At 70.8% G+C, this 23,946-nt stretch carries 26 protein-coding genes; 9 read left to right on the top strand and 17 right to left on the bottom strand.

What is annotated here, in order from left to right; all coding sequences use genetic code 11:
* Positions 1-9 precede the first annotated feature (9 nt).
* The 4 genes from ACIREI_RS29520 to ACIREI_RS29505 all read right to left on the bottom strand — a co-directional run bounded on the left by ACIREI_RS29520 (position 10) and on the right by ACIREI_RS29505 (position 5,186).
* Complete coding sequence (locus tag ACIREI_RS29520) at positions 10-957, bottom strand: CU044_5270 family protein (RefSeq protein WP_403339052.1); 948 nt, start codon at positions 955-957, stop codon at positions 10-12.
* Positions 950-1,597 carry an RNA polymerase sigma factor gene (locus ACIREI_RS29515; protein ID WP_403339049.1) on the bottom strand — a complete coding sequence of 216 codons (648 nt, stop codon included), beginning with the start codon at positions 1,595-1,597 and terminating at the stop codon, positions 950-952. Before ACIREI_RS29515 ends, ACIREI_RS29520 begins: the two co-directional genes overlap by 8 nt.
* A 139-nt stretch (positions 1,598-1,736) precedes the next feature.
* Positions 1,737-3,665 (bottom strand): AMP-dependent synthetase/ligase, encoded by a 1,929-nt coding sequence (locus tag ACIREI_RS29510; protein WP_403339046.1) that lies wholly within the window; start codon positions 3,663-3,665, stop codon positions 1,737-1,739.
* Positions 3,666-3,899: 234 nt separating this feature from the next.
* On the bottom strand, positions 3,900-5,186 hold the full coding sequence (locus tag ACIREI_RS29505; protein ID WP_403339044.1) for an acetyl-CoA C-acetyltransferase: 1,287 nt from the start codon (positions 5,184-5,186) through the stop codon (positions 3,900-3,902).
* A gap of 86 nt (positions 5,187-5,272) precedes the next feature.
* On the opposite strand from ACIREI_RS29505, the gene ACIREI_RS29500 reads away from it, so the two are divergent.
* Both ACIREI_RS29500 and ACIREI_RS29495 read left to right on the top strand, forming a co-directional pair.
* Positions 5,273-6,571 carry a 3-oxoacyl-ACP reductase gene (locus ACIREI_RS29500; protein ID WP_403339041.1) on the top strand — a complete coding sequence of 433 codons (1,299 nt, stop codon included), beginning with the start codon at positions 5,273-5,275 and terminating at the stop codon, positions 6,569-6,571.
* Entirely contained in the window at positions 6,571-7,431 is an 861-nt protein-coding gene (locus tag ACIREI_RS29495; protein ID WP_403339039.1) for a MaoC family dehydratase, read from the top strand. Before ACIREI_RS29500 ends, ACIREI_RS29495 begins: the two co-directional genes overlap by 1 nt.
* 30 nt (positions 7,432-7,461) lie before the next feature.
* On the opposite strand, the gene ACIREI_RS29490 is transcribed toward ACIREI_RS29495, so the two are convergent.
* From ACIREI_RS29490 to ACIREI_RS29450, 9 genes are all read right to left on the bottom strand, one after another.
* A complete protein-coding gene (locus tag ACIREI_RS29490; protein WP_403339036.1) occupies positions 7,462-8,124 on the bottom strand; it encodes a TetR/AcrR family transcriptional regulator in 663 nt (220 codons plus the stop codon).
* Positions 8,125-8,180: 56 nt separating this feature from the next.
* Complete coding sequence (locus ACIREI_RS29485; RefSeq protein WP_403339033.1) at positions 8,181-9,521, bottom strand: SPFH domain-containing protein; 1,341 nt, start codon at positions 9,519-9,521, stop codon at positions 8,181-8,183.
* Entirely contained in the window at positions 9,518-11,152 is a 1,635-nt protein-coding gene (locus ACIREI_RS29480) for an SPFH domain-containing protein (RefSeq protein ID WP_403339030.1), read from the bottom strand. The genes ACIREI_RS29485 and ACIREI_RS29480 overlap by 4 nt, the downstream gene beginning before the upstream one ends.
* 187 nt (positions 11,153-11,339) lie before the next feature.
* Positions 11,340-11,654 carry a DUF4229 domain-containing protein gene (locus tag ACIREI_RS29475; RefSeq protein WP_403339027.1) on the bottom strand — a complete coding sequence of 105 codons (315 nt, stop codon included), beginning with the start codon at positions 11,652-11,654 and terminating at the stop codon, positions 11,340-11,342.
* 103 nt (positions 11,655-11,757) lie between these two features.
* Positions 11,758-12,282: a GNAT family N-acetyltransferase gene (locus ACIREI_RS29470; RefSeq protein ID WP_403339024.1), complete on the bottom strand. Its 525-nt coding sequence runs from the start codon at positions 12,280-12,282 to the stop codon at positions 11,758-11,760.
* Between the two features lie 16 nt (positions 12,283-12,298).
* Complete coding sequence (locus ACIREI_RS29465; protein WP_403339021.1) at positions 12,299-12,958, bottom strand: UdgX family uracil-DNA binding protein; 660 nt, start codon at positions 12,956-12,958, stop codon at positions 12,299-12,301.
* A 33-nt stretch (positions 12,959-12,991) separates the two neighbouring features.
* Positions 12,992-14,155 carry an aminofutalosine synthase MqnE gene (gene mqnE, locus ACIREI_RS29460; protein WP_403339018.1) on the bottom strand — a complete coding sequence of 388 codons (1,164 nt, stop codon included), beginning with the start codon at positions 14,153-14,155 and terminating at the stop codon, positions 12,992-12,994.
* Between the two features lie 82 nt (positions 14,156-14,237).
* Complete coding sequence (locus tag ACIREI_RS29455; protein WP_403339015.1) at positions 14,238-14,693, bottom strand: Lrp/AsnC family transcriptional regulator; 456 nt, start codon at positions 14,691-14,693, stop codon at positions 14,238-14,240.
* 68 nt (positions 14,694-14,761) lie between these two features.
* Positions 14,762-15,436 carry a UbiX family flavin prenyltransferase gene (locus ACIREI_RS29450; protein WP_403339012.1) on the bottom strand — a complete coding sequence of 225 codons (675 nt, stop codon included), beginning with the start codon at positions 15,434-15,436 and terminating at the stop codon, positions 14,762-14,764.
* Between the two features lie 90 nt (positions 15,437-15,526).
* On the opposite strand from ACIREI_RS29450, the gene ACIREI_RS29445 reads away from it, so the two are divergent.
* Positions 15,527-16,168, top strand: coding sequence for a rhomboid family intramembrane serine protease (locus ACIREI_RS29445; protein WP_403339009.1), 642 nt, complete (start codon positions 15,527-15,529; stop codon positions 16,166-16,168).
* Here the strand turns inward: ACIREI_RS29445 and ACIREI_RS29440 are convergent.
* From ACIREI_RS29440 to ACIREI_RS29430, 3 genes are read right to left on the bottom strand one after another with little or no spacing between them, the layout of a single operon-like run.
* Positions 16,146-16,703 carry a Uma2 family endonuclease gene (locus tag ACIREI_RS29440; RefSeq protein WP_403339006.1) on the bottom strand — a complete coding sequence of 186 codons (558 nt, stop codon included), beginning with the start codon at positions 16,701-16,703 and terminating at the stop codon, positions 16,146-16,148. The two genes, ACIREI_RS29445 and ACIREI_RS29440, sit on opposite strands and share 23 nt — an antisense overlap.
* 14 nt (positions 16,704-16,717) lie before the next feature.
* The gene (mqnP, locus tag ACIREI_RS29435; protein WP_403339003.1) at positions 16,718-17,620 is read right to left on the bottom strand and encodes a menaquinone biosynthesis prenyltransferase MqnP; all 903 of its coding nucleotides are present in this window, start codon (positions 17,618-17,620) and stop codon (positions 16,718-16,720) included.
* Positions 17,617-19,074, bottom strand: coding sequence for a menaquinone biosynthesis decarboxylase (locus tag ACIREI_RS29430; RefSeq protein WP_403339000.1), 1,458 nt, complete (start codon positions 19,072-19,074; stop codon positions 17,617-17,619). The genes mqnP and ACIREI_RS29430 overlap by 4 nt, the downstream gene beginning before the upstream one ends.
* 88 nt (positions 19,075-19,162) lie before the next feature.
* Between ACIREI_RS29430 and ACIREI_RS29425 the strand changes: the two genes are divergently transcribed.
* Positions 19,163-19,498 carry a PLD nuclease N-terminal domain-containing protein gene (locus tag ACIREI_RS29425; protein WP_403338997.1) on the top strand — a complete coding sequence of 112 codons (336 nt, stop codon included), beginning with the start codon at positions 19,163-19,165 and terminating at the stop codon, positions 19,496-19,498.
* A gap of 40 nt (positions 19,499-19,538) precedes the next feature.
* Here the strand turns inward: ACIREI_RS29425 and ACIREI_RS29420 are convergent, their stop codons facing one another.
* Positions 19,539-20,156, bottom strand: a complete 618-nt coding sequence (locus ACIREI_RS29420; protein ID WP_403338994.1) for a hypothetical protein — start codon at positions 20,154-20,156, stop codon at positions 19,539-19,541.
* 167 nt (positions 20,157-20,323) lie between these two features.
* On the opposite strand from ACIREI_RS29420, the gene ACIREI_RS29415 reads away from it, so the two are divergent.
* The 5 genes from ACIREI_RS29415 (at position 20,324) to ACIREI_RS29395 (ending at position 23,877) form a co-directional block, all read left to right on the top strand.
* Positions 20,324-20,929 (top strand): DUF6232 family protein, encoded by a 606-nt coding sequence (locus ACIREI_RS29415; protein WP_403338992.1) that lies wholly within the window; start codon positions 20,324-20,326, stop codon positions 20,927-20,929.
* Positions 20,926-21,285 (top strand): hypothetical protein, encoded by a 360-nt coding sequence (locus ACIREI_RS29410; protein WP_403338989.1) that lies wholly within the window; start codon positions 20,926-20,928, stop codon positions 21,283-21,285. Before ACIREI_RS29415 ends, ACIREI_RS29410 begins: the two co-directional genes overlap by 4 nt.
* 109 nt (positions 21,286-21,394) lie before the next feature.
* Positions 21,395-22,354, top strand: a complete 960-nt coding sequence (locus ACIREI_RS29405) for a transglutaminase family protein (RefSeq protein WP_403338986.1) — start codon at positions 21,395-21,397, stop codon at positions 22,352-22,354.
* A gap of 73 nt (positions 22,355-22,427) precedes the next feature.
* Positions 22,428-22,886 (top strand): nucleoside deaminase, encoded by a 459-nt coding sequence (locus ACIREI_RS29400; protein WP_301997874.1) that lies wholly within the window; start codon positions 22,428-22,430, stop codon positions 22,884-22,886.
* A gap of 16 nt (positions 22,887-22,902) precedes the next feature.
* Entirely contained in the window at positions 22,903-23,877 is a 975-nt protein-coding gene (locus ACIREI_RS29395; protein WP_403339426.1) for an isopenicillin N synthase family dioxygenase, read from the top strand.
* Positions 23,878-23,946 lie beyond the last annotated feature (69 nt).

Genomic DNA, 23,946 nt, shown 5'->3' with positions numbered 1-23,946 from the left:
CGAGCGGGCTCAGCCGTGCTGTCCGATGCGGTCGACCACCTGGATGTCCTGCAGGGTCCTGGTCTCCCAGTACCAGCCGCTCTGCACCCAGTCGTCCTTGCCCACCTTCTTCGGAACGCTCCCCTTGGTGCGCAGACCCAAGTAGTCGTACGTCCGGCGGTCGAAGAGGAAGGTCCAGTCCAGCTCGGGGTACGAGACACCGACCGCGCTGCGGCCGTCGACGTCCACGTCGTCGTAGTCCAGGCGGATCCGGGGCAGCTTCGACAGCGCCTCGAAGGCGGCGGCCTGCAGGCCGGGGGGCATCACACGGGGGCCCATCATCAGCATGCAGCCCTCCATGAACGCATGCCTGTCGGCCTCGGGTGACACCTTCTGGCCGAACCTGAACTGGTCCAGGAGCCTGTCGGGGTCCGTCGGCAGCTTCTGGAGCTTGGAGTAGACGGTGGGAGGCCACCGCACCTCGTGCTCGCCGAGCGGAGGATCGTGGTGGACCTTTCCGTACTCCTCCCGCAGGGAGGGCTTGGAGCCGTCCACCGACATCCAGCTCTCGTCGGTCCACGTTCTGGTCCTGCCGCCCTTCAGCGGCGTCCGCGTGATGTAGGTCTTGGTGTAGAAGTACTGGTCATCGCGCGGCACGGGCAGATCGCCGCCCTGGGCGCGGGTCCGCTCGGCGGCCCTGCGCAGCACCTCCGTCGCGCTGACCGTGCGCAGACGAGGCGTGCTGTCGTCCTCGTCGCCGCGTGCCACGACGACGGTGACGCCCACGGCCGCCGCGCTCAGCCCGGCGAGCGAGGCACGGAACATGAGGCGTCGGCTCAGCGCACGGCCCCGGAACGCGATGCCGCGGGACTCCTCGTCGATGGCGGTCCGCAGGCGGGCTCGGGCGGCGGCGCGGGCCTGGTCGGAAAGCCCGTCCGGGGCGGCTTCCCATGCACGCACCCTCGTCAGTTCATCCATGGTCGGTCTCCTTCTGAGGTGCGGTCGAGGGGGTGCGGTCCGGTCCGCCCAGGGCCCGCCGCAGCCTGGTGCGGGCTCTGTGCAGACGGGAGCGCACCGTGCCGACGGGTACGCCCAGGGCCTGCGCCGCCTCCTCGTAGTCGAGGTCTCCCCAGGCGATGACGAACAGCACGTCCCGGTACCGGGCGGGCAGTTCGGCGAGCGCGCCGGCCAACGCCCCGTGGCTCCCCCCGGCGCCGAGCTTCTCGGTGACCGTCTGCTCGGGGCCGCTGTCCTGCCGGCCCGGAGGCAGCGCCGCCACGCGGGACAGTGCCCGCAGCCGGCGGGCCTCCTCTCTGCGGTGCCGGCCGATCAGGTTGGTGGCGATGCCGTACAGCCAGGGCCGGGCGTGCGCGTGCGACAGGTCGTAGCGGCGACGCCGCTGAAAGGCGATCACGAACGTCTCCGCCATCAGGTCGTCGGCTGTGTCGGAGCCCAGACGTCGTGCGATGTAGCGGTGGATGTCGTCGGCGTAGCGGTCGAAGATCACGGCGAACGTGTCGGGCGTCTCCCAGGACCGTTCGATGACCGAGCCGTCGGAGCCGTCGATCGTGCCCCCTGCCCTGGCGAAGGCGGCGCCCGTGCCCGGCAGGACGGTCACCTCTCACCTCTGTGGTTCATGTCGTATCCCTCGAAAGCCGTGTCGTGGTCTCCCACTGTTCGCTCACACGAGCCGTCGAGTTCCAACCGGTGAAGTGACCTGCCTCACATGCGGGTTGAGGAGTGCGGAGTACGCCCGACTAGGTGGCGTACAACCCCTCCACCTCCGCCGCGAAGTCGCGCAGGACCGCCTCCCGCCGCAGCTTCATCGACGGTGTCAGATGGCCGTCCATCTCCGTGAAGTCGGTCGGCAGGATCGCGAAGCGGCGGATGGACTCCGGGCGGGAGACCAGTTTGTTGGCCTCGTCCACGGCGCGCTGCAGGATCGCCCGCAACTCGTCGTCGCCGACGAGGAGTTCGGCGGGGACCGGGTGCTTGCCGTTCATCCGGCGCCAGTGGGTGACGCCGTCCATGTCCAGGGTGATCAGGGCGGAGACGTAAGGGCGGCGGTCGCCCAGGACGATGCACTGGGAGATGAGGGGGTGCGAGCGCAGCCAGTTCTCCAGGGGCGCGGGGGCCACGCTCTTGCCGCCGGCCGTGATCAGCAGTTCCTTCTTGCGGCCGGTGATCGTGAGATAGCCCTCGTCGTCCAGGGCGCCGATGTCCCCCGTGGCCAGCCAGCCGTCCGCCGCGGCCGGGACCACGCCGCCCGCCGCCGGGTCCCAGTAGCCGCGCAGCACCTGGTCGCCGGAGATGAGTATCTCGCCGTCGGCGGCGATACGGATCCGGGTGCCGGGCAGGGGCCAGCCCACCGTGCCCAGGCGGGGCTTGAGGGGCGGCGTCACCGTCGAGGCGCCCGTGGTCTCCGTCAGTCCGTAGCCCTCGTAGATCTCGATGCCCGCACCGGCGTAGAAGGCGGCCAGACGGCGGCCGAGCGGTGAGCCGCCGCAGATCGCGTACTTCACGCGGCCGCCCATGGCGTTGCGGATACGGCGGTACACGAGGGGGTCGTAGAAGGCGCGGGCCGTTTTGAGCGTCGCGCTCGGGCCGCCGCCCGTGCCCGCGTGCCGGGCCTCCATCGCCTCCCCGTAGCGCTCGGCCACCGACGCCGCGCGATCGAAGGACGAGGCGCGGCCGCCCGTCTCGGCCTTGGCGCGGGCGCTGTTGAAGACCTTCTCCAGCATGTAGGGGATCGTCAGCAGACAGGTCGGGCGGAAGGCCGCCAGGTCCGGCAGCAGGTCCTCCGCCTTGAGGCTCGGGGCGTGGCCCAGGCGGACCCTGGCCCGGACGCAGGCCACCGCCACCATGCGTCCGAAGACGTGCGACATCGGCAGGAACAGCAACACCGACGCCTCCTCGCTCGTCCTCGTCTTGAAGATCGGGTAGAGGAGTTCGATCGCGTTGTCCACCTCGGCGAAGAAGTTGCCGTGGGTCAGCGCGCAGCCCTTGGGCCGGCCCGTCGTGCCCGAGGTGTAGACGAGCGTCGCCAGCGTGTCCGGCACCAGCATTCCGCGCCGCACGCCCACTTCGCCGTCCGGCTGCTGCCGGCCCAGCTCCGCCAGCCGCTCCACGTGCCCCTTCTCCATCACCCACATGTGGCGCAGATCGGGCACGCGGTCCAGTTCGGGGCCGAGGGCGGCCGCCTGGGCGGCGGTCTCGGTGATCAGGGCCACCGCACCCGAGTCCTGGAGGATCCAGCGGGTCTGGAAGACGGAGGACGTGGGGTAGACGGGAACCGTCACCAGGCCGGCCGCCCACGCTCCGAAGTCGAGGAGCGTCCACTCGTACCGCGTCCGCGCCATGACGGCGATCCGGTCCCCGGGCATCAGGCCCTCGGCGACGAGCCCCCTGGCCACCGCCTCCACCTGCTCGGCGAACTCGGCCGCCGTCACGTCCGCCCACTGCCCGTTCCCGTCCTTGCGGCTGAGGACCACCGCGTCGGGGACCGCGGCCGCGTTGTCGAAGGGCAGGTCCGCCAGCGACCCGTGGGTCACCGGCGGCGCGAACGGCGGTACGTACGCCTCCCGCACGACGCCGTCCAGCCGCCGCGTCTCGGGCTGCACCAGGGTGGGTCCGGGAGCGTCGTCGAAAGCGGCCGAGGGGGCGAAGGAGGGAAGCGGGGTGGACACGGGCGGCTCCTGCGGCGGGCGTGCAGCGACGAAACTGCTGGCTGCATGACGTACGTGCCTCGCGCACCGTGGCGTTCACCTGCCGAGGCCTGCGGAAAGGGTTACCGCTGGTTAGGCAGGCGATCGTACGGGGCCCGCGTGTGGGGGTTGTGCGGGTTCGGGGGTGGTCCCGGGCCGGGAATGTGCAACGTCGGGGGTTATGTGAGGGCCTCTCAGCTTCGTCTCACCTTTCCCTTACCTTCGCTCCAGGACAGCCGTCACACCCTGCCCTCCCGCCGCGCAGACCGAGATCAGCCCGCGACCCGAACCGCCCTTCTCCGCAAGCAACTTGGCCAGCGTCGCCACGATCCGCGCACCGGTCGCGGCGAAGGGGTGACCGGTGGCCAGGGACGAACCCGCCACGTTCAGCCGGGCACGGTCCACGGGGGCGAGCCCGCGCTTCTCCCACGCCGCCAGCGCGGCCAGCACCTGGGAGGCGAAGGCCTCGTGGATCTCCACGAAGTCGAAGTCGGCGAGGGTGAGTTCGGCCCGCTCCAGCATGCGGGGGACCGCGTACGCCGGGGCCATCAGCAGCCCGTCCTCGCCGCCCGCGACATCGCCCCGCACGAAGTCCACGGCCGCCGTCTCGTACGCGGTGAGATACGCCAGGGGCTCCAGCCCCCGCGCCCGCGCCCACTCCTCGCTCGCCAGCAGCACCACCGCAGCCCCGTCCGTGAGCGGCGTCGAATTGCCCGCCGTCATGGTCGGACCGGGCCGGTCGAGGCCGAACACCGGTTTCAGCGCGGCGAGTTTCTCCGGTGTCGAACCGGGCCGCAGGTTCTGGTCCCGGTCCAGCCCCCGGAACGGCACGACCAGGTCCTGGAAGAAGCCGCGTTCGTACGCCGCCGCCAGCCGCTGGTGACTCGCCGCCGCCAGCTCGTCCTGGGCCTCGCGGGAGATGCCCCGGGCGCGGGCGGTGACGGCGGCGTGCTCGCCCATGGAGAGATGTGTGCGGGGCTCGGCGTTGCGCGGGATGTCGGGGATCAGGTGGGACGGCCGAACGCCGGCCAGCGCCTTGAGCCGCCCGCCCGGGGACTTGGCCCGCCGGGCCGCCAGCAGGATGCGGCGCAGCGCGTCGTTGACGCCGAGGGGCGCGTCGCTGGCCGTGTCCGCGCCGCCCGCGATCGCCGACTCGGTCTGGCCGAGCGCGATCTTGTTGGCGGCGGCGATGACGGCCTGCAGGCCGGTGCCGCAGGCCTGCTGGATGTCGTACGCGGGGGTGCGCGCATCCAGCTTCGAGCCGAGGACGGTCTCGCGGGCGAGGTTGAAGTCCCTGCTGTGCTTGAGGACGGCCCCGGCGACCACCTCGCCCACCGCGCCCGGATCGCCGAGCCCGTACCGCTCGGTCAGGCCGTCGACCACGGCCGTGAGCATGTCCTGGTTGGAGGCGGTGGCGTACGGGCCGTCGGAGCGGGCGAACGGGATGCGGGTGCCGCCGATGATCGCGACGCGCCGGACCGCCGGTGGTTTCACGGGGCTCATCTCCACCCACTCCTCACGTCTACCACGCCTTACCTCGGGTAACCTTACTCCGGAGTCAGTACGGAGCGCACTGGGAGTGGACTGACATGGCCGACCGCTATCTGAGCTTCACGGGCACCGCACCCGGCCGCTTCCTCACCCGCCGCCTCGGGTTGCCGCAGCCCGCCGCGCTGAAACGCTGGTCACCTGAGCGGCCCGCGCTGGAGGCCGACGGGCTCCTCCTCACCGCGGGCAAGTCGGACCTCGACCTCGCCGGTGCGGGCCTCGGCCTGACGACCTCCGTCGAGAAGCCGACGGCCGTCCTGCTCGACGCGTCCGGCGTACGGGACGTCGACACGCTCGCCGAGGTGCACGCGGCCCTGCACCCCGTCGTACGGTCGGTCGCCGAGAGCGGCCGGGTCGTGGTGCTCGGGGCACCCCTCGACCCCGCCGACCATCACCAGGCGGCCGCCCAGCAGGCCCTGGAGGGCTTCACACGCTCGCTCGGCAAGGAGATCGGGCGGGGCCGGACGGTGAATCTCGTACGGCTGACGGACGCGCGTGCCGCCGAGTCGACCCTGCGGTTCCTCCTCTCCCCCAAGTCGGCGTACGTCAGTGGCCAGGTGATCGAGGTCGGTGCCTACGACGCGAGCGCGCCGCCCGCCGACCCCGACCGTCCCCTCACCGGCCGCACCGCCCTGGTCACCGGCGGCGCGCGCGGCATCGGCGAGGCGGTCGCCGAGACGCTGGCCAGGGACGGCGCCCGGGTCGTCGTACTCGACGTACCGCAGGCCGAACCGGACGCCCGGCGGGTGGCCGAACGGCTCGGCGGCACCGCCCTCGCGCTCGACATCACCGCCCCCGACGCGGGCGAGCGCATCGCGGCCGCGCTGCCCGACGGGCTGGACGTCCTGGTCCACAACGCCGGCATCACGCGCGACCGCCGGCTGGTCAACATGCCCGCCGAGCGCTGGAGTTCGGTGCTGGACGTCAATCTCGCGAGCGTGCTGCGCACGACGGACGCGCTGCTGGCGAGCGGGACGCTCAGGCGGGGCGGCCGGATCGTGGCGACGGCGTCGATCGCCGGGCTGGCGGGGAACGCCGGACAGACCAACTACGGGGCGAGCAAGGCGGGCATCGTCGGCCTGGTCCGCTCCCTCGCGCCGCGCGCGCTCGCCGAGCACGGGGTGACGGTCAACGCGGTGGCGCCCGGCTTCATCGAGACGAAGATGACCGCCGCGATCCCCCTGTTCATCCGTGAGGCGGGCCGGCGTATGAACTCCCTCGCGCAAGGAGGACTGCCGGCCGATGTCGCCGAGACGACCGCCTGGCTGGCCGATCCGGCGTCAGGCTCGGTCAACGGGCAGGTCGTCCGGGTCTGCGGCCAGAGCCTGCTGGGGGCCTGATGCAGACCACTCTGACCAGCTCCCCGGCCCTCGGCCCCCTCCTCGCGCGGGGCGCCCTCCTGTCCCCCTTCAAGCGGCCCCGCCCGGACGCCGACTACCCGCGCACCCGGCTCGAACTGCCCGGTGTGCGCATCGATCTGACGCGGCTCGCCGCGTACGAGCGGGTGTGCGGCTTCCCGACCGGCGACGACTCACTGCCGGTGACGTATCCGCATGTGCTGGGCTTCCCGCTGGCCATGCGGCTGATGAGCGGCCGGGACTTTCCGCTGCCGCTGCTGGGACTCGTCCATACGTCGATCGAGATCACCCGGCACACGGCGCTGACGGCCACCGGGGAGTACGAACTCGCCGTGTACGTCGACGGGTTGGCGCCCCACCGGCGGGGGACGGAGGCGGGCGTGGTCACTTCGGTGCGGTCGGGCGGGCAGGTCGTGTGGGAGTCCCGGAGCACCTATCTGGCCCGGCACCGCACTGACGGCCGTCAGGCGGCAGCCTCGGTGAAGGACGTACAGGACGAGCACAAACCCCTGCCCGCCGTCGCCGAGTGGCGGCTCGCCGCCGACGTCGGACGCCGCTACGGTGCCGCCTCCGGCGACCGGAACCCCATCCACCTCCACCCGTTCACCGCCCGCCTGTTCGGCTTCCCCCGGGCCATCGCGCACGGCATGTGGACGGTGGCCCGCTGCCTCGCCGCCCATGGCACACCGGAGGCGGTGCTGGTCCGGGCGGAGTTCAAGGCACCGGTGCTGCTGCCGGGTTCGGTGACGTACGCGGCGGAGGGCGGGCGGTTCGAGCTGCGGGACGGCGGCGGTGGGGATCGCGTCCACCTGGCCGGCGAGGTCTGTCCGCTCACGTCGTGAAGGCCCACTACCCGCTCACCTCGTGCGGGCCTACCCGCTCGCCTCGTGCGGGGCGTCCGGCGACGTCCATGGCCGGCCCGCCATGAGGTTGCCGAGTCCCGCCCACGCGAAGTTCATCAAGGTGGCCGCCGCCTGTCTCGCCGTCACGCCCGGCGTGGCGTTGGCCCAGGCCGCGAGCGACTCGGCGGCACCGACCAGGGCTTCGGCGAGACCGGCGATCTCGCTCTCGGGGAGGTCGGGGTCGCGATGGGCCTCCCGGGCCGCCGCGAGGATCAGCTGCGTGACGAACGCGACGATCTCCGCGCGCATCGCGGCGACCTCGGCCGCGAAGGGCTCGCCATGAGTGCGGGCCTGCAGGTGCAGGACGGACCAGCCGTCCGGGTTCTGCGCGGTGTGCGTGAAGAACGCGCCCAGGCCTTCCCAGAGTTGGCGGTCGGCGGGCGCGTCACGCCGGACACCGGCACGGACTGCCTCGGTGAGCGCGGCCGCCTCCCGCCGTATGCAGGCGGTGAAGAGGTCTTCCTTCGAGTTGAGGTACAGGTACACCAACGGCTTGGAGACGCCCGCGAGTTCGGCGATCTCGTCCATCGACGCGGCCATGTACCCCCGCTGGCCGAAGGTCCGCACAGCGGCGTCCAGCATCTGCTGCTCACGGACGGCCCGCGGCATCCGCTTGGTCTTCACGGCACCCATGCCCGTCAGCCTACGGGCCGGAAGGGAGATCCCACCCGGCCCGCGACCACGCTGTCCTACTCCTCACCACTCCCGTCGTCCTCGAAGCGCGCCAGCTGATGGGCCCAATGCCGCGCGTCGACCGGCGGCTGAGCCGTCAGCCGGGGCAGCAGCTGCGCGGTGAGCAGGGTGGACAGGGCCGAGGTGTCGGCGCTCGTGCCGTCGGTCCGTACGACCACCGGCTGCGGGGCCTTCCCGGCGAGCCTCGCGCCCACCTCCAGGCGGCGACGGGCGAGTTCGTACTGCAGGACGGCGCGGTTGTCGCGGTAGGCCGTGGCGAGGGCACGCTGGGCGCGGGCCTCGTTCTCGGCGGCGATCAGGCCGCTGCGGCCCCGCGTCTCGATCTCGAACCGCACGCGCTGGGCGTTGGTCTCCTGCTGTTCGAGCAACTGGGCGACCTCTTCGCGGGCCCGGTTCAGCGCGGCCCTGACCTCGACGATCCGGGCGTCCCGCACCTTCTTGGCACGCTCGATGTCCATGCCCAGCTGATCGATCCGGCGCTTGCGGATCAGGCCCCACTCCTGCTCGTAGGCGGTGCGCTCCTTGGCGACCCGCTCCCGGGTGGCGAGGTGCTGCTGGTACTGCGTCGGCAGCTGGACGTCCGGGATGTTGGAACCGGTGATGCGCACGCCGTAGCCGGACAGCTGGCGGTTGAGCAGTTCCTGCATGTCGGCCACGTCCGAGCCGCGCAGGTCGTAGGCGCGCTCGGTGCGCATCTTGCGCGCCCGCTGCCGGATCGCGTCCTGTACGGCGCTGGAGAGCACCAGGTCGAAGTTGCCCGCGCCGATGGTGCGGACGAACAGTACGGCGTCGTTGATGCGGAACTTCAGGAAGAACTCGATGGAGCGCAGCGGCACGTTCTCCTGCGTCGGGCAGGCCATCACCGGCGCGGAGTACGGGATCTCGGTGGCCACGTCGACGACGAAGTCCACCCGCGACCACGGGTGCCACAGGTAGTGGCGGCCGGCGTCCAGGGTGCGGACGACGGCGCCGTAGCGGGTCAGCACGCCGTTGGTGCCCTGCTCGATCTCGACGATCGAGGAGCGCCACCACCACAGCGCGCCGATCAGCAGCAGCACGACGCCGCCGATGTAGGAGAGGGTGGCGAGGGTGCCGTAGGCGAGGTCCCCGGCGGCCGACTCGGAGTCCGCCTCCCCCAGCGTCAGCATCACGCCCATGAGCAGGGCGTAGACGCCGAGCCACAGCGGCAGCATCCACCACAGGCGGCGCCGGTGGCGGGGGATGATGACCGGGATCAGGGTGTCGGCCTCGCCGCCGCGCAGCAGCCGCGCGATGTCGCTCCAGGGGGCGACCTTCTCGGAGATGACCGACCGGCGGTTGGAACGGACGGTGCTCACTGGGCGGCCTCCTCGGAGACGTCGGAGCTGTTGCTCGATTCGGGCTGGTCGGGCTGGTCGGGCGCCTGCGGCACCGTGGGCCGGTCGGCGGCCAGCAGCGCGCCGATCTCCGCCTCGCGCGCGGCGATCCGCTCGGACACCTCTGCGAGACGCGCCCGTACGGCGGCCGTGTCCTCCGCGGTGAACAGTTCCGTGCCGCGTTCCCCGATCAACTCGCGGGCCAGCTCCAGGAAGTCGATGCCCGCGTCCGCCGTGCCGCCGATGCGCACCAGCCGCGGCAGGTGGTCGGCGACCTGCTCCAGCGTGTCCAGCACCTGCTGCTGGTAGCGGTACTCCAGGATCTCCGGCGCCTCGGCCGCGGTCACCGCGCGGATGTCGAGGGCCTGCGCCTCCAGGAGGGCCGCGTTCGCCTTCGCCTCCGACTCGGCCTGGACGTAGCGCTGCCGGGCGAGTGCCTCGGCGCGGTTGGTCTCGCGCTCGACGGCGGTGTCCATCTGTGCCTGGTACTGGGCGATGTCGGCCTGGATCGCGGAGAGCGTCTCCAGGCTGGAGGCGAGTTCCCGGGTGAGGTCGCCCTCGTCCTGCTCCTTGCGGAGCTGGAGCGCGTACTCGTGCGTGTACGCCTCCTTGGCCACCCGCACCATCTCGGGCGCCGCCAGGTCCATGCGGTAGCGCTGGTCGGAGGGTTCGGCGTGGGTGATGTTGGCGTTGGTCAGCTCCACGGCCGGGCGGAACTGCTGGTTGAGCTGCTCCAGCAGACGGCCGGTGTCCTCGCCGACCATGTCGTAGATACCGGCGGCCTCCTGCTCGTAGATGAGGCTGCGGATCGTCTCGCTCACCGCGTTGCTCAGCTTCTCCTCGAAGCCGCGCACCGCGCCCAGCGTGTAGACGAACTCGGTGGGGTCGCTGATCCGGAACTGGATGAACAGGTCGATCGACGCCTTCACGCCACCCTTCGTCGGCGCCTCGCGCACCGGGGCGTTGAACGGGTACTCGATCGTGGTGTTGACGATGTACGACACCCGCTTCCACGGGCTCAGCAGCACGACCCGGCCGGGTCCGACGATCTTCTCCAGCTTGCCGAACCGGGTGATCAGCGCCTGGCAGCCGTCCGGCACCATGACCATGCCCTGCCGCCACCACACGAAGGCGACGGCGAGCAGGGAGATGAGCCAGGAGTGCACGCCGAACAGCGGGTTGGTCAGCACGTCGGCACCGGACGCCCCCACGATGGCCGCGCCCACCACGCTCAGCACGAACAGCGTCAGCACCGGCAGCATGGAGAAGATCGAGCGGCCCTTGGGGATCACCATCGGGCAGATGGCGTGCACCATCTCGGCGCCCTCGCGCACCTGCTCGCTACGGCCGAGCGCCTCCCCGGCCTCGTCCAGCGGCACGGTCTTCTGCCGCATGACGGTGGCGGTGGAGCCGCCCTGTTCCCGGGCGGCCGGGAAGTCGGCCGGGTCTATGCCCTGGCCCTGCGCGTCGTACCCCTCGCCGCCGTCCGCCCGTGTGCCGCGTCCGCCGATCTGCCGCTGCAGTTCCTCCTGCGCGGCCGTCCGCGGATCGGTGCCGGATGCGACGGCCTCGGCCACGCGTCGTGCGCCCTGCTTGGCGCGCGCTCGTGCCACGGTTCCCCCTTGTGTTCCGTTGCCCGTTGGATGCGGGTCCTCTTGCTGATACACCGGTCGGCCCGATGTGGTTCCAGTCATCCCACATCATGATCCGGCCAAAGGTAAGGGGGCGATCCGAGCAGTTACCCATCGGTATCACTGCCGGGCCGGGGCAAGGACGTACGGCGGGAACGGCGGGGCGGTCCTAGGAGGCCTGGGAAGAGGCCTGACCCTGAGCCCGAGCCGCCTCGTCGACCGCGTCGTCCTCCTGGCTGCGGTTGGCCTCCAGGTTGGCCTTCACACGGTCGACCTTCTGGACGATCCGCACGGAGGCGCGGTCCCGCTCCTTGCGCAGGACGACGAAGCTGATGGGGGCCGAGATCACCAGGGCGAGCAGGATGATCCACATGCCGTTGGAGTCGCCGAGGCCGCGCGGGGCGAGGCCGGAGTAGACGAGACCCCAGACGACCACGAGGCAGCCCACGAAGATTCCGAGGCGCATCAGTGTGTAGCGGAGCATCTCAATCCACTCTTCCGGTTCCAAACAGGGCCGCTGTCCAGTGAAGCACGCTGGACCGCCGATCTTGCAGGGGGGTCAGGGGGCAACAGGGGCCGGAAGCGGGTCAGGTGAGCGGCAGCAGCATGATCACGTCGTCGCGGTCGTCGCCCGGCTCGACGCGGATGGCGCCCGGCACCCGGCCGACCTCCTTGTAGCCGCAGGAGCCGTAGAAGCGTTCCAGGCCGAGGCCGCCGCGGCAGGTGAGCCGTATCGCCTCGATGCCGTCGATGCCGCGGGCGGCCCGCTCGGCGGCTGCCAGCAGGTCGCGGCCGTAGCCCTTGCCCTGGTGCCGGGGGTGCACCATCACCGTGTACAGCCATGCCCAGTGCGTCATCAGCCGGTGTGTGTTGAAGGTGAGGAAGGCCGTCGCGGCCACCTCGCCCGCGTCGTCGTGCCCGACCAGCAGCCGGGTGCGCCCCTCCGCCATCTGGACGAGGTACCGCACCACCTCCGGCCGGATCGTCTCCCGCGTCACAGGCGGCACGAAGCCGACCGCTCCGCCCGCGTTGGAGACGTCGGTCCACAGGTCGAGGATGCCGTCGCGCAGGTCGGGGGTGACGGCGGGATCGAGAGTGAAGGTAAGGGACACCGCGCCATCGTAACCATTACGACAGCGCTCGTGCCGCCACCTGCAGATCCGAGACCAGCCCCTCGTACGCCGCCTTGCGGTCCGCGTCGTCCTGGGCCCGCAGCACCGACGACGGATGCACCGTCGCCACCAGCTTCTCCTGCCGCCCGTGAATCTCCCGCTCCAGCAGCGCCCCACGCGCCTCCCCGACCCGGAACGACGACCCGAGCAGCGCCTTGCCCGCGCTCGCGCCCAGGAGCACGATCAGCTCGGGCTCCACGACGGCCAGCTCGGCCGCCAGCCAAGGCCCGCACGCGGTCATCTCGCGCAGCGTCGGCGCCTTGTGGATACGGCGCTTGCGGGGTTCGGCCTGAGTGAACTTGAAGTGCTTGACGGCGTTGGTGACGTAAGCCTCGGCAGGGTCGATGCCGGCCTCTTCCAGCGCGCGGTCCAGGAGACGGCCGGCGGGGCCGACGAACGGCTTGCCCTGGCGGTCCTCCTGGTCGCCGGGTTGTTCGCCGACGAGCATCACGCGCGCGTGTGCCGTCCCGGCGCCGAACACGGTCTGCGTGGCGGCGCGGTGCAGGGGGCAGCCACGGCAGTCGGCGGCCGCACGGCGAAGGGCGGCCAGACCGCCACGGTCAGGGACGAAAGGTTCCGCGGTGTAGGCGTCCTCGGGTGCCTTCGTGCTCACCATGGCGGACGAGTACCACGGCCCCGCCTCCCGGAATCACACCCGCATCGGCTGCGGCGACTCCCGCCGAGCCGGATCCGGACCCTCGTACTCCCGAATGACCTCGTACCGCGTGTTCCGCTCCACCGGCCGGAACCCCGCGTCCCGGATCAGGTCCAGCAGGTCCTCGCGGGTCAGCTTGTTCGGGGTGCCGTAGTTGTCGGCGTCGTGCGTGATCTTGTACTCGACGACCGAGCCGTCCATGTCGTCGGCGCCGTGCTGGAGGGCGAGCTGCGCGGTCTGGACGCCGTGCATGACCCAGAAGACCTTGACGTGCGGGACGTTGTCGAAGAGCAGCCGCGACACCGCGAAGGTCTTCAGGGCCTCGGCGCCGGTCGCCATCTGGGTCCTGGCCTGGAGGCGGTTGCGTACCTTGCCGTCCTTCATGTCGACGAAGTCGTGCTGGTAGCGCAGCGGGATGAAGACCTGGAAGCCGTTCGTCTCGTCCTGGAGCTCGCGCAGGCGCAGGACGTGGTCGACGCGGTGGCGGGGCTCCTCGATGTGGCCGTACAGCATGGTGCACGGGGTCTTCAGACCCTTCTCGTGCGCCAGGCGGTGGATGCGGGACCAGTCCTCCCAGTGGGTGCGGTGGTCCACGATGTGCTGGCGGACCTCCCAGTCGAAGATCTCCGCGCCGCCGCCGGTGAGGGACTCCAGGCCCGCGTCGATGAGCTCGTCGAGGATCTCGGAGGCCGACAGACCGCTGATCGTCTCGAAGTGGTGGATCTCCGTGGCCGTGAAGGCCTTCAGGGAGACGTTCGGGAGGGCGGCCTTCAGCTCGCGCAGGGAGCGCGGGTAGTAGCGCCACGGGAGGTTCGGGTGCAGCCCGTTGACGATGTGGAGTTCCGTGAGGTTCTCCGCCTCCATCGACTTGGCCAGCTTCACGGCCTCCTCGATGCGCATCGTGTACGCGTCCTTCTCGCCCGGCTTGCGCTGGAAGGAGCAGTACGCGCAGGACGCCGTACAGACGTTGGTCATGTTGAGGTGACGGTTGACGTTGAAGTGGACGACGTCGCCGTTCTTGCGCGTGCGCACCTCGTGCGCGAGGCCGCCGAGCCACGCCAGGTCGTCCGACTCGTACAGCGCGATGCCGTCCTCGCGGGACAGCCGCTCGCCGGAGCGGACCTTCTCCTCCAGCTCGCGCTTGAGCCCGACGTCCATGCGTACACCTCTCTCAGACAGACTTCGTAAACCGTACTCCCGCACCCTTCGGGCGGGAGGTGCCCCATACCGCCCGCGGGGCCTACGCCTCTTCGGGCAGCTCACCCACGCGGTTCTCCCACTTCGTGGAGAGCACGATCGTCGTCCGGGTCCGGGACACGCCCTCGGTGCCGCTGAGCCGCCGGATGATCTTCTCCAGCCCGTCCACGTCGGCCGCGCGCACCTTGAGCATGTACGAGTCGTCGCCCGCGATGAACCAGCAGTCCTCGATCTCACCCAGGTCCCGCAGACGGTCGGCCACGTCCTCGTGGTCGGTGGCGTCGGAGAGCGAGATGCCGATCAGGGCGGTGACGCCGAGGCCGAGCGACGCGGAGTCGACGGTGGCGCGGTAGCCGGTGATGACGCCGGCCGCCTCCAGCCGGTTGATGCGGTCGGTGACGCTGGGTCCCGACAGGCCGACGAGGCGTCCCAGCTCCGCGTAGGAGGCCCGGCCGTTCTCCCTCAGGGCCTGGATGAGCTGCCTGTCCACCGCGTCCATGCGATTCGAAGCCTTCCGCTGAAGAGTTCCAGAAGTGATGAGAGGTACTGCCACTTGCGCGACTTGCTCTAGGTGCCGTTCCCCAGCTCGCCGGTCCACCGGCGGTACAGGCCGTGCTCGACGCCCGCCGCGTCCAGCACGCGTCCGGCGACGAAGTCCACGAGGTCCTGGATGTGGGTCGCGCCCGCGTAGAAGCCCGGAGACGCCGGTACGACGCTCGCGCCGGCGTCGTCCAGCGCGACGAGATGCCGGAGGGTCTGGCCGTTCAACGGGGTTTCGCGTACGGCCACGACCAGCTTGCGGCGTTCCTTGAGCGTGACGCTCGCCGCCCGCTGGAGGAGGTCCTTGGACAGCCCGAGTGCGACTCCCGCGACGCAGGCCGTCGATGCGGGCACGATCAGCATGCCCTTGACGGGGTACGACCCGGACGACGGCCCGGCCGCGAGGTCCCCCGCGCTCCAGTGCCGTACGCCGGCGATGTCGACCTGAAAGGTCCCGGGCTTGCCGTCGGCCCCGCGGGACAGCCATTCCCGCAGGTCGGCCTCCCAGTGGGCGTCCCGGAACGAGATGCCCGTCTCGTCGAGCAGCGTGAGCCGCGACGCCCGGCTGACGACCAGGTCGACGCTCTCCCCCGCGGCGAGGAGCGCGCGCAGCACCGCGGCGGCGTATGGGGTGCCGGAAGCGCCGGACACCCCTACGATCCAAGGCGTTCGCGCCGTCTCTCCTGGCTTGACTGGGTTCACGACACCGAGCCTATCCGGCGTCGCGGGGTGGGAACCGACCAAGGGGGGCCAGGCGTTCCATGGGGGGACGAGTTGGGCGGTGGGGTTGCCATGGCGGGTACGTCGGGTGCGGCAGGTACGTGGGGTGCGGAGCGCGCGTGGTCGCGGGGTGATCGCGCCAGGACCGCGGCCAAGCTGATGCTGGGCTGGGTCGCGCTGCTGTGGCTGCTGGAAGTGGCCGACGTGCTCAGCGGGCACGCCCTGGACGGCTTCGGCATCGTCCCGCGCACCCCGTCCGAGCTGGTGGACGTCGTCCCGGCCTCCTTCATCCACTTCGGCTTCGCCCACGTCGCCGCGAACAGCGTGCCGCTGCTGGTCCTCGGGTTCCTCGCCGCCCTCGGCGGCCTACGCCGGTTCGCCGCCGTCTGCGCCCTGATCGTCGTCGCCGACGGTCTCGGTGTGTGGCTGATATCCCCGTCCGGCACCAACACCGCGGGCGCCTCCGGCCTGATCTTCGGCCTCTTCGGCTTCCTGCTCGTCACCGGCCTCGTGGAGCGCCGCCCGCTCGGCGTCCTGGTCGGCCTGCTGGTGGCCGCGGTCTGGGGCGGCTCCATCCTGGCGGGCCTCGCCCCGACGCAGTCCGGCGTCAGCTGGCAGGGGCATCTGGTGGGGCTGGTGGCGGGGGTGGCGGCGGCGTTCGTGCTGCGGCGCCGGGCAGCCGGGCCGGCGCTCAGGGCCGGGGGCGCGCTTTAGGGTCGCCGGGGAGACCGGCGGTGGGGACGGTCAGCTTGCCGAGCGGGGAGTCGACGGTGAGGTCGGGGCCGTAGGGGAGGGTGTCGCGGCCTCGGTAGCCGTCGGGGCCGGGGTTCCACACCGTCACGGCATGGCCCTTGAGGGGGTCGAGGACGAGGTAGTTGGCGATGCCTCGTGAGGCGTACCAGCGAGGCTTGATCTCGTGGTCGCGGCGGATGCTGCCCCGAGAGACGACCTCGATGACCAACTCGATGAGGTCAGGTGAGTACGCGATCTCGTTCCTGGCCACCTCCGGCGCCGGAATGACGGCCAAGTCCGGGCAGAACTCGTTCTCCTCGTCGAAGGGGAAGACGACATCGCTCGTCACACCCCACCCCTGGCCGAGCTGCGGTTCGAGGACGCTCCACACCCGTTGGATCGTGCTCCCGTGATGCGGTGTGACGGGGCTCGCGACCACGGCACCCTCGACGATCTCGGTACGGAAGCCGGGGAACGCGTCCTCGAACCGGGCGAGCTGCGTGTGCAGGCGTTTCATGGCCCGCACCGTATTCAGACCGTCAGACCTCGAACCAAGAGATCAAACAGCGCACACACGAACAGGGCGATCCCGATGAACCCATTGACGCTGAAGAACGCCCGGTTCACGCGGGACAGATCATGCGGCCGCACGATCGAGTGCTCGTACACGAACGCGCCGGCCACGATCAGCAGGCCCAGCCAGAAGAAGGCGCCCGCGTCCGTGGCGAGGGCGTACCAGACGAGCAGGGCCGTCGTGAGCGCATGGCAGACCCGCGCGCCCCAGATCGCCGCCGGGATGCCGAAGCGGGCCGGGACCGACATGACGCCGGTCTCGCGGTCGGTGTCGACGTCCTGGCAGGCGTAGATCAGGTCGAAGCCGCCGATCCAGATGCCCACCGCCAGGCCGAGGATCACCGCGTCCCAGGACCAGGAGCCGGTGACGGCCAGCCAGCCGCCGACCGGGCCCATCGCCTGGGCGAGACCCAGGATGGCCTGGGGGAAGTTCGTGAACCGTTTGCCATAGGGGTAGACCACCATCGGGATCACCGCGATGGGGGCCAGCGCCAGGCACAGGGGGTTCAGCAGGGCCGCCGAGCCCAGGAAGATCACCAGGGCGATGAGGGCGCCCGTCCAGGCGTGCCGCACCGACATCGCGCCGGTCACCAGCTCGCGGTGGGCGGTGCGCGGGTTCCGCGCGTCGATCTCGCGGTCGATGATCCGGTTCACGGCCATCGCGAAGGTGCGCAGGCCGACCATGCAGATCGTCACCAGGAGCAGCCGGCCCCAGTGGATGTTCTTGTCCAGCTGGAACATCGCGGTGAGCGCGGCGATGTACGCGAAGGGCAGCGCGAACACCGAGTGCTCGATCATGACGAGGCGGAGGAACGCCTTCGTGCGTCCTGGCTGCGGAATCGCTGCGGAGGCGCTGCTCACAGCCCGTACTCCTTCCACCGGCGGTCGACCTTCGCCGCCGTCTCCGGGTCGGACTCCACCATGTCGGGCCACCCGCCGTCGCGCGTGTAGCCCTCCTCGGGCCACTTCTTCGTCGCGTCGATTCCCGCCTTGCCGCCCCAGAACTGCTGGTAGGAGGCGTGGTCGAGGTGGTCGACGGGGCCTTCGACGACGGTGAGGTCACGGGCGTAGTCGGTGTTGCCGAGGGCCCGCCAGGCGACCTCGTGCAGGTCGTGCACGTCGCAGTCGGAGTCGACGACCACGATCAGCTTGGTCAGGGACATCATGTGGGCGCCCCAGATCGCGTGCATCGTCTTCTGCGCGTGCTTGGGGTACTTCTTGTCGATCGAGACGATCGCGCAGTTGTGGAAGCCGCCTGCCTCGGGGAGGTGGTAGTCCACGATGTCCGGGACGATGATCTTCAGCAGGGGCAGGAAGAAGCGTTCCGTCGCCCGGCCCAGGGGGCCGTCCTCCGTCGGGGGCCGGCCCACGACGATCGACTGGAGCAGCGGCCGCCGCCGCATCGTCACGCAGTCGATCTTCAGGGCGGGGAAGGGCTCCTGCGGCGTGTAGAAGCCGGTGTGGTCGCCGAACGGGCCCTCGGGCAGCATCTCGCCGGGCTCCAGCCAGCCCTCCAGCACGACCTCCGCCTGCGCCGGCACCTGCAACGGCACCGTCTTGCAGTCCACCATCTCGATCCGCTTGCCCGCGACGAACCCCGCGAACAGGTACTCGTCGATGTCACCGGGGAGCGGCGCGGTGGAGGCGTACGTCACGGCGGGCGGGCATCCGAAGGCGATGGCGACCGGCAGCCGCTCCCCCCTCCTCGCCGCGACCTGGTAGTGGTTCCGGCTGTCCTTGTGGATCTGCCAGTGCATGCCGATGGTGCGCTTGTCGTGGCGCTGGAGGCGGTACAGGCCCAGGTTCCGTACGCCGGACTCCGGGTCCTTGGTGTGGGTGAGCCCCAGGTTGAAGAAGGAGCCGCCGTCCTTGGGCCAGGTGAACAGGGCCGGCAGACGCTCCAGGTCCACCTCGTCGCCGTGCAGCACGACCTCCTGCACCGGCGCGTTGTCCGACTTGACCTTCTTCGGCGGGACGTGCGCCATGGCGCCGAGCTTCCCGAAGGCCTCGCGGACGCCGACGAACCCGTGCGGCAGCTCGGGCTTGAGCAGTCCGCCGATCTTCTCGGAGATGTCGCCGTACGACTTCAGGCCGAGGGCCTTCAGCAGTCGGCGGTCGGTCCCGAAGACGTTCATCGCGAGGGGCATCGACGAGCCCTTCACGTTCTCGAAGAGCAGCGCGGGACCGCCGGACTTCTGGACCCGGTCGACGATCTCCCCGACCTCCAGATACGGATCGACCTCAGCCTTGACGCGCTTGAGGTCGCCTTCGCGTTCCAGTGCCCTGAGCAGGGAACGAAGATCGTCGTAAGCCATGGGGTCAAGTATCCCCGAGCGGCTACCCTGGCCCTGAACCCGGGGGCGGTGCCCCCGGTCCCGACGACCGTTTCGCTGGAGAGGACCCATGCTCCGGGTGCTGATGTTCCTCGTGCCACTGGCGCTGAGCGTGTACGCGTTCATCGACTGCATCAGCACGAAGGAGGACGACATCCGCCACATGCCCAAGCCGCTGTGGGCGATCCTCGTCCTGCTGTTCCCGCTCGTCGGCTCGATCTCCTGGCTGATCGCGGGCAAGAAGCGCAGCCCGGCCGCCGAGGGCTGGTCCGGCGTACGGGACCAGCGCCGGCGGCAGCAGTGGGTGGCCCCGGACGACAACCCCGAGTTCCTGAAGTCCCTGGATGAGGACGACGACAAGCGGGACGGGAAGAAGGACGACGGGCCGAAGCGCGACGAGCCCTGACGGGGGGTCGGCGGTTCCTCGCGCTCGACGCCCGCGCACCTCACCCGGGCAGCGTGTGCGCCTGCTCCACGTGCTCGATCTTGACGTGCTTCATGCTGTCCGCGCCGAAGGCCTTCTCCAGGGCGGCCTCGGCCTTCGCGGGGTCGTCGACGCCCACGTACACGTAACCTGCCGAGTCGGCGCCGACCTCGCGCAGTTGGAAGGTGCCGTCCCAGCGGTGCATGTCGGCGCTGATCCGGGCGGACAGGGCGTTCAGGTCCCGCCGGTTGATGCCGGTGTCGTGCAGCCGCACGGTCACCCCCTCCTCGGCGGCACCGCAGATGTCGTCGTCGAGGGCCCGGGAGGGCATGCGGTACACGTTCGCGGCGTTGCTGTCCGCGTCGACCGAGAAGCCGGTGAAGACGTCGGAGTGACGCGGCTGGATCTTCTCCCGTACATGGTCGAGCACCCGGTCCAGCGGGGTGGAGTCCGGCCTCCCGGGGAGGCTGCCGACGGGCCGGGTACCGGTACACGTGGACGTCCTGCCGGTCGAGGTCTCGTTCCTGGGCTCGGCCCGGCGGCCGGATCCCGCGCTCTCGGTGCCCCCGCAGCCCTGAAGCGCGCCGACCGCCACGACGACGGCCAGCGGCACGAGCACGGCGTACCTTGATTCCTTCATCGTCCCCCTCCGCCCGTTTCCGTCAGCACTGTGACGTCGGTGGAGGCCCGGGGGTTCAGTCCTCAACTCTCCACAACAGCCTCACAGTTGACCAGGGATACTCGCTTGCACCCGGGACCACCTTGAGTAATTAATGACCATCGGACAGTGAGACCTCAGGGGGACCCATGGAGAGAACCGAACCACCCGGACACCACGACATACCGCCGCCACCCGCCGTCCCGCCGCGGACGGTGACCGCGGTCGACCTGCGGGTCGGCAAGCGGCTGCTGTGGGTCGACGGGGCCGCGTATCCGCTGGAGAACGTCACGCGGGTGTACACGTACACGCTCACGCCCAGGCGCAAGGAAGCCACACTGCTCTTCCTGAAGCGCCTGGGGATCATCCTGTCGGTGGCGTTCGCCCTGACGATCCTCGGCGGCCTCACGAGCATCGCGAGCGAGGGCGCGGGCGGCACGATCCTCACGTTCGTCTGGCTGGGCGCGCTGGCCGCGCTGGTCTTCAGCCTCGTGGAGCTGGTGGGCGTCCTGTCGGCGCCCTCGCAGTACGTGCTGGCCGTCGAGACCGCCGGCCCGTCCATCGCCATGGTCACGAGCGCCGACCCGCGCCAACTGGACCAGCTCGTCGGCTCGATCGTGGGCGCGATCGAGAACCCCGAGGTGGAGTTCCAGGTCAGGGTCGACCGGCTCATGGTCAATCCCCGTAACTACTACTTCGGAGACAACGTCAACATGTACGGCGGCACGGGCAACGTGGGGGTGGCGCACGCGTGAGCGGCGACAACTACTACTTCGGCGACAGCGTGACCATGCACGGCGGCCGGAACAACATCGGCATCGACAAGAAGCAGGTGGTCTCCGGCGACGCGTCGGCGGCGTCCGCCGAGATGCTGGCGGCGGTCCAGGAACTGCTGCGGCTGGTCGAGGAACTGCGCACCAGGGTCCCGGCCGCGAGCGCCCAAACCATCGACGACTCCCTACCCGTCATCAGCGCCGACACCGAGGCGGCACCGCAGGAGCGGCACCGCGCCCTGATGGCCATCGCCGGCATCGCCGCGACGGTGGGCGCGGTGGGCCAGCCGGTCCTGGAGGCGGTCAACAGGGTCCTCGGGCTGCTCGGTGGCCAGTAGGGCACCTCGATCCCCAAGCGGCTCTGGACAGTTCGGCGCGAATTTTGACACGGTGAGATGCACCGGCCCGTAATCGAACACGTGGTCGATGCATCTCGGGAGTACAGCCGTGTCCACGACCCCACCCCCGGTCCCGAGCCACGCCCTCGCGCCGGAGGCCGCCGCCTTCTACACCGCGCAGAGCCCGTTCTCCGATCCCGGGGACCTCGCGCCCCGGTACGCCGACCTGCCGTCCGACCCGGTCCGACTCGCCCGTGTCGTACGTGACTTGCTGATCCATCGCGTAGAAGGCGAGCTCTTCGGCCACACCATCGCGACCGACCGGCTCCACGACGACGCCGAGACCCGCTACGTCGACGACATCCTGCGGATCGTCATCGCCCGCGACGACGCCCAGCTCGACCGGCGGCGCGAGGTCGGCGACCGGTTCGTCGGCGTCTGCCGGGACTTCGCGTTGCTGCACTGCTCCTTCCTCCGCCACATGGGCGTCCCGGCCCGCATCCGGTCCGGCTTCGCCGACTACTTCGACCAGAGCGGCTCCGACGGCTTCCACTTCGACCACGTCGTCACCGAGTACTGGGACGACGAGCGGGGAGCGTGGCTCCTCGCCGACGCCCAGCTCGCCGACCCGGCGATCACGGGCGACTGGGATGTGGACTTCGACCCGATGGACGTGCCGCGCGACCGTTTCCTGGTCGCGGGCAGGGCGTGGCGGGCCATCCGCGAGGAGGGGGCCGACCACAGGACGTTCGGGCTGCATCCGCCGCAGGAGGGGCCGTTCTGGGGGGAGCGGTTCGTCGCGGGCAACGTGCGGCTCGACCTCGCGGCGCTCAACAAGGTGGAGACGCTGCTGTGGGACGTGTGGGGCGAGGAGGAGGGCGCCCCGGGCCAGCCCCTGCCGGACACGGCTCGTGGGCGGTACGACCGTGCCTCCCGCGTCGCCTGCGACGACGTGCCCTTCGAGGGGGTACGGCGGCTCTTCGCCGAGGACGACACCCTGCGCACGCCGGACACGGTGACGTGCTTCGCCCCCTTCAACGGGGAGAGCCGGGTGACGCTCCGCCGCTGAGGCTCGTCGGGCGCGAGGTGTGGGTGGGTTCCGCACGTTGCCCTCGCGTGTCGTCCACAGGAGAGTGAGGGACATGGAGCTCTTGGACCAGGCGACCGCCCGTACCTGGCTCGCCACCGCCGTCGCCGAGGCCCGCGCCGGGCTCGGCGAGGGCGGCATCCCGATCGGCGCCGCGCTGTACGGGGCCGACGGGACGCCGCTCGGGCGCGGGCACAATCGGCGGGTCCAGGACGGCGACCCGTCCATGCACGCGGAGACGGCGGCCTTCCGCGCGGCGGGCCGGCAGCGGTCGTACCGCGGAACGACCATGGTGACCACGCTCTCGCCGTGCTGGTACTGCTCCGGCCTGGTCCGGCAGTTCGGGATCTCCCGGGTGGTGATCGGGGAGGCGGTCACCTTTCACGGCGGGCACGACTGGCTGGCCGAGCACGGGGTCGAGATCGTGCTCCTCGACGATCCCGAGTGCGTCGGGATCATGCGCGACTTCATCAAGGACCATCCCGCACTGTGGAACGAGGACATCGGTGAGTGAGCCCCGCACGACCGGCATGCCCCGGGCACGCATGCCCCGCATCCCCACGATCGACCTGGAACCCTGGCGCGAAGGTGATCCCGAGACGCGCGGGACGATCGCCCGTACCGTCGACGAGGCCCTCCAGAGCGCCGGTTTCCTCCTGGTCACCGGCCACGGCGTCGACCCGGCGCTGCGCGCGCGGATCCGGGCGGCGGCCCGTACCTTCTTCGTGCTCCCCGCCGAGGTGAAGCAGCCCTACGAGGCGAAGGTCGGCGGGCGCGGCTGGCTCGGGCCGGGCGCGGAGGCCAACGGGTACGCGGAGGGCACCGAGACCCCGCCGGATCTCAAGGAGTCGCTGACCTTCGCGACCCACGAGCCCTTCGAGGACCCCGTCGTCAACGCCGAGTGGTACGCGCCCAACGTGTGGCCGGCACAGGTGCCCGAACTCAGGTCGCTGTGCGAGGAGTACCTGCGGCGCATGGGCGAGCTGGAGAGGCAGCTCCTCTCCCTGCTCGGCGAGGCCCTCGGCCTCGAACCCGACTTCTTCTCACGGCACATGGACCATCCGACGTACGGCTTCAACATCAACTGGTATCCGGGGACGGAGGTCATCGGGGAGCCGGTGCCGGGCCAGTTCCGGATCGGGCCGCACACCGACTTCGGGACGGTGACGATCCTCGACCGGCAGGCGGGCAAGGGCGGGCTGCAGGTCTACACGGACGAGGGCGGATGGGAGGACGCGCCGTACGACCCGGAGGCGTTCACCATCAACATCGGTGACCTGATGGCCCGTTGGACCGGCGACCGGTGGCGTTCGGGGCGGCACCGGGTGCTGCCGCCGCCCGCGGACGCGCCGGGCGAGGAGCTGATGTCCCTCGTCTACTTCGGGGAGTGCACCCCGGGCACCCTCGTGGAGTCCGTGCCGGCTCCGGTGGGGCGGGTGGCGTACGAACCGGTCGACTCGCATGTGTATCTGCGGGAGAAGCTGGACTCGATCAGCGTCGCCTGATCGGCGTCGGCTGCGCAATGTCGACTGATTGACGTCAACTGAGCACCGTCGGCTGGGCACGGTCGGCTG

Source organism: Streptomyces sp. NPDC093591 (assembly GCF_044764885.1).
GTDB lineage: Bacteria > Actinomycetota > Actinomycetes > Streptomycetales > Streptomycetaceae > Streptomyces.
The sequence above is the reverse complement of the archived record's forward strand: the minus strand, read 5'-3'. Positions and strand labels throughout refer to the sequence as shown.

Bases quoted from the DNA above. Each gene is read 5' to 3' on its own strand.
- ACIREI_RS29520 (WP_403339052.1), bottom strand. From the start codon at position 957: ATGGATGAACTGACGAGGGTGCGTGCATGGGAAGCCGCCCCGGACGGG.
- ACIREI_RS29505 (WP_403339044.1), bottom strand. From the start codon at position 5,186: ATGAGCCCCGTGAAACCACCGGCGGTCCGGCGCGTCGCGATCATCGGC.
- ACIREI_RS29500 (WP_403339041.1), top strand. From the start codon at position 5,273: ATGGCCGACCGCTATCTGAGCTTCACGGGCACCGCACCCGGCCGCTTC.
- ACIREI_RS29495 (WP_403339039.1), top strand. From the start codon at position 6,571: ATGCAGACCACTCTGACCAGCTCCCCGGCCCTCGGCCCCCTCCTCGCG.
- ACIREI_RS29490 (WP_403339036.1), bottom strand. From the start codon at position 8,124: ATGGGTGCCGTGAAGACCAAGCGGATGCCGCGGGCCGTCCGTGAGCAG.
- ACIREI_RS29475 (WP_403339027.1), bottom strand. From the start codon at position 11,654: ATGCTCCGCTACACACTGATGCGCCTCGGAATCTTCGTGGGCTGCCTC.
- ACIREI_RS29465 (WP_403339021.1), bottom strand. From the start codon at position 12,958: ATGGTGAGCACGAAGGCACCCGAGGACGCCTACACCGCGGAACCTTTC.
- mqnE (WP_403339018.1), bottom strand. From the start codon at position 14,155: ATGGACGTCGGGCTCAAGCGCGAGCTGGAGGAGAAGGTCCGCTCCGGC.
- ACIREI_RS29455 (WP_403339015.1), bottom strand. From the start codon at position 14,693: ATGGACGCGGTGGACAGGCAGCTCATCCAGGCCCTGAGGGAGAACGGC.
- ACIREI_RS29445 (WP_403339009.1), top strand. From the start codon at position 15,527: ATGGCGGGTACGTCGGGTGCGGCAGGTACGTGGGGTGCGGAGCGCGCG.
- ACIREI_RS29440 (WP_403339006.1), bottom strand. From the start codon at position 16,703: ATGAAACGCCTGCACACGCAGCTCGCCCGGTTCGAGGACGCGTTCCCC.
- ACIREI_RS29430 (WP_403339000.1), bottom strand. From the start codon at position 19,074: ATGGCTTACGACGATCTTCGTTCCCTGCTCAGGGCACTGGAACGCGAA.
- ACIREI_RS29425 (WP_403338997.1), top strand. From the start codon at position 19,163: ATGCTCCGGGTGCTGATGTTCCTCGTGCCACTGGCGCTGAGCGTGTAC.
- ACIREI_RS29420 (WP_403338994.1), bottom strand. From the start codon at position 20,156: ATGAAGGAATCAAGGTACGCCGTGCTCGTGCCGCTGGCCGTCGTCGTG.
- ACIREI_RS29415 (WP_403338992.1), top strand. From the start codon at position 20,324: ATGGAGAGAACCGAACCACCCGGACACCACGACATACCGCCGCCACCC.
- ACIREI_RS29400 (WP_301997874.1), top strand. From the start codon at position 22,428: ATGGAGCTCTTGGACCAGGCGACCGCCCGTACCTGGCTCGCCACCGCC.
- ACIREI_RS29395 (WP_403339426.1), top strand. From the start codon at position 22,903: ATGCCCCGGGCACGCATGCCCCGCATCCCCACGATCGACCTGGAACCC.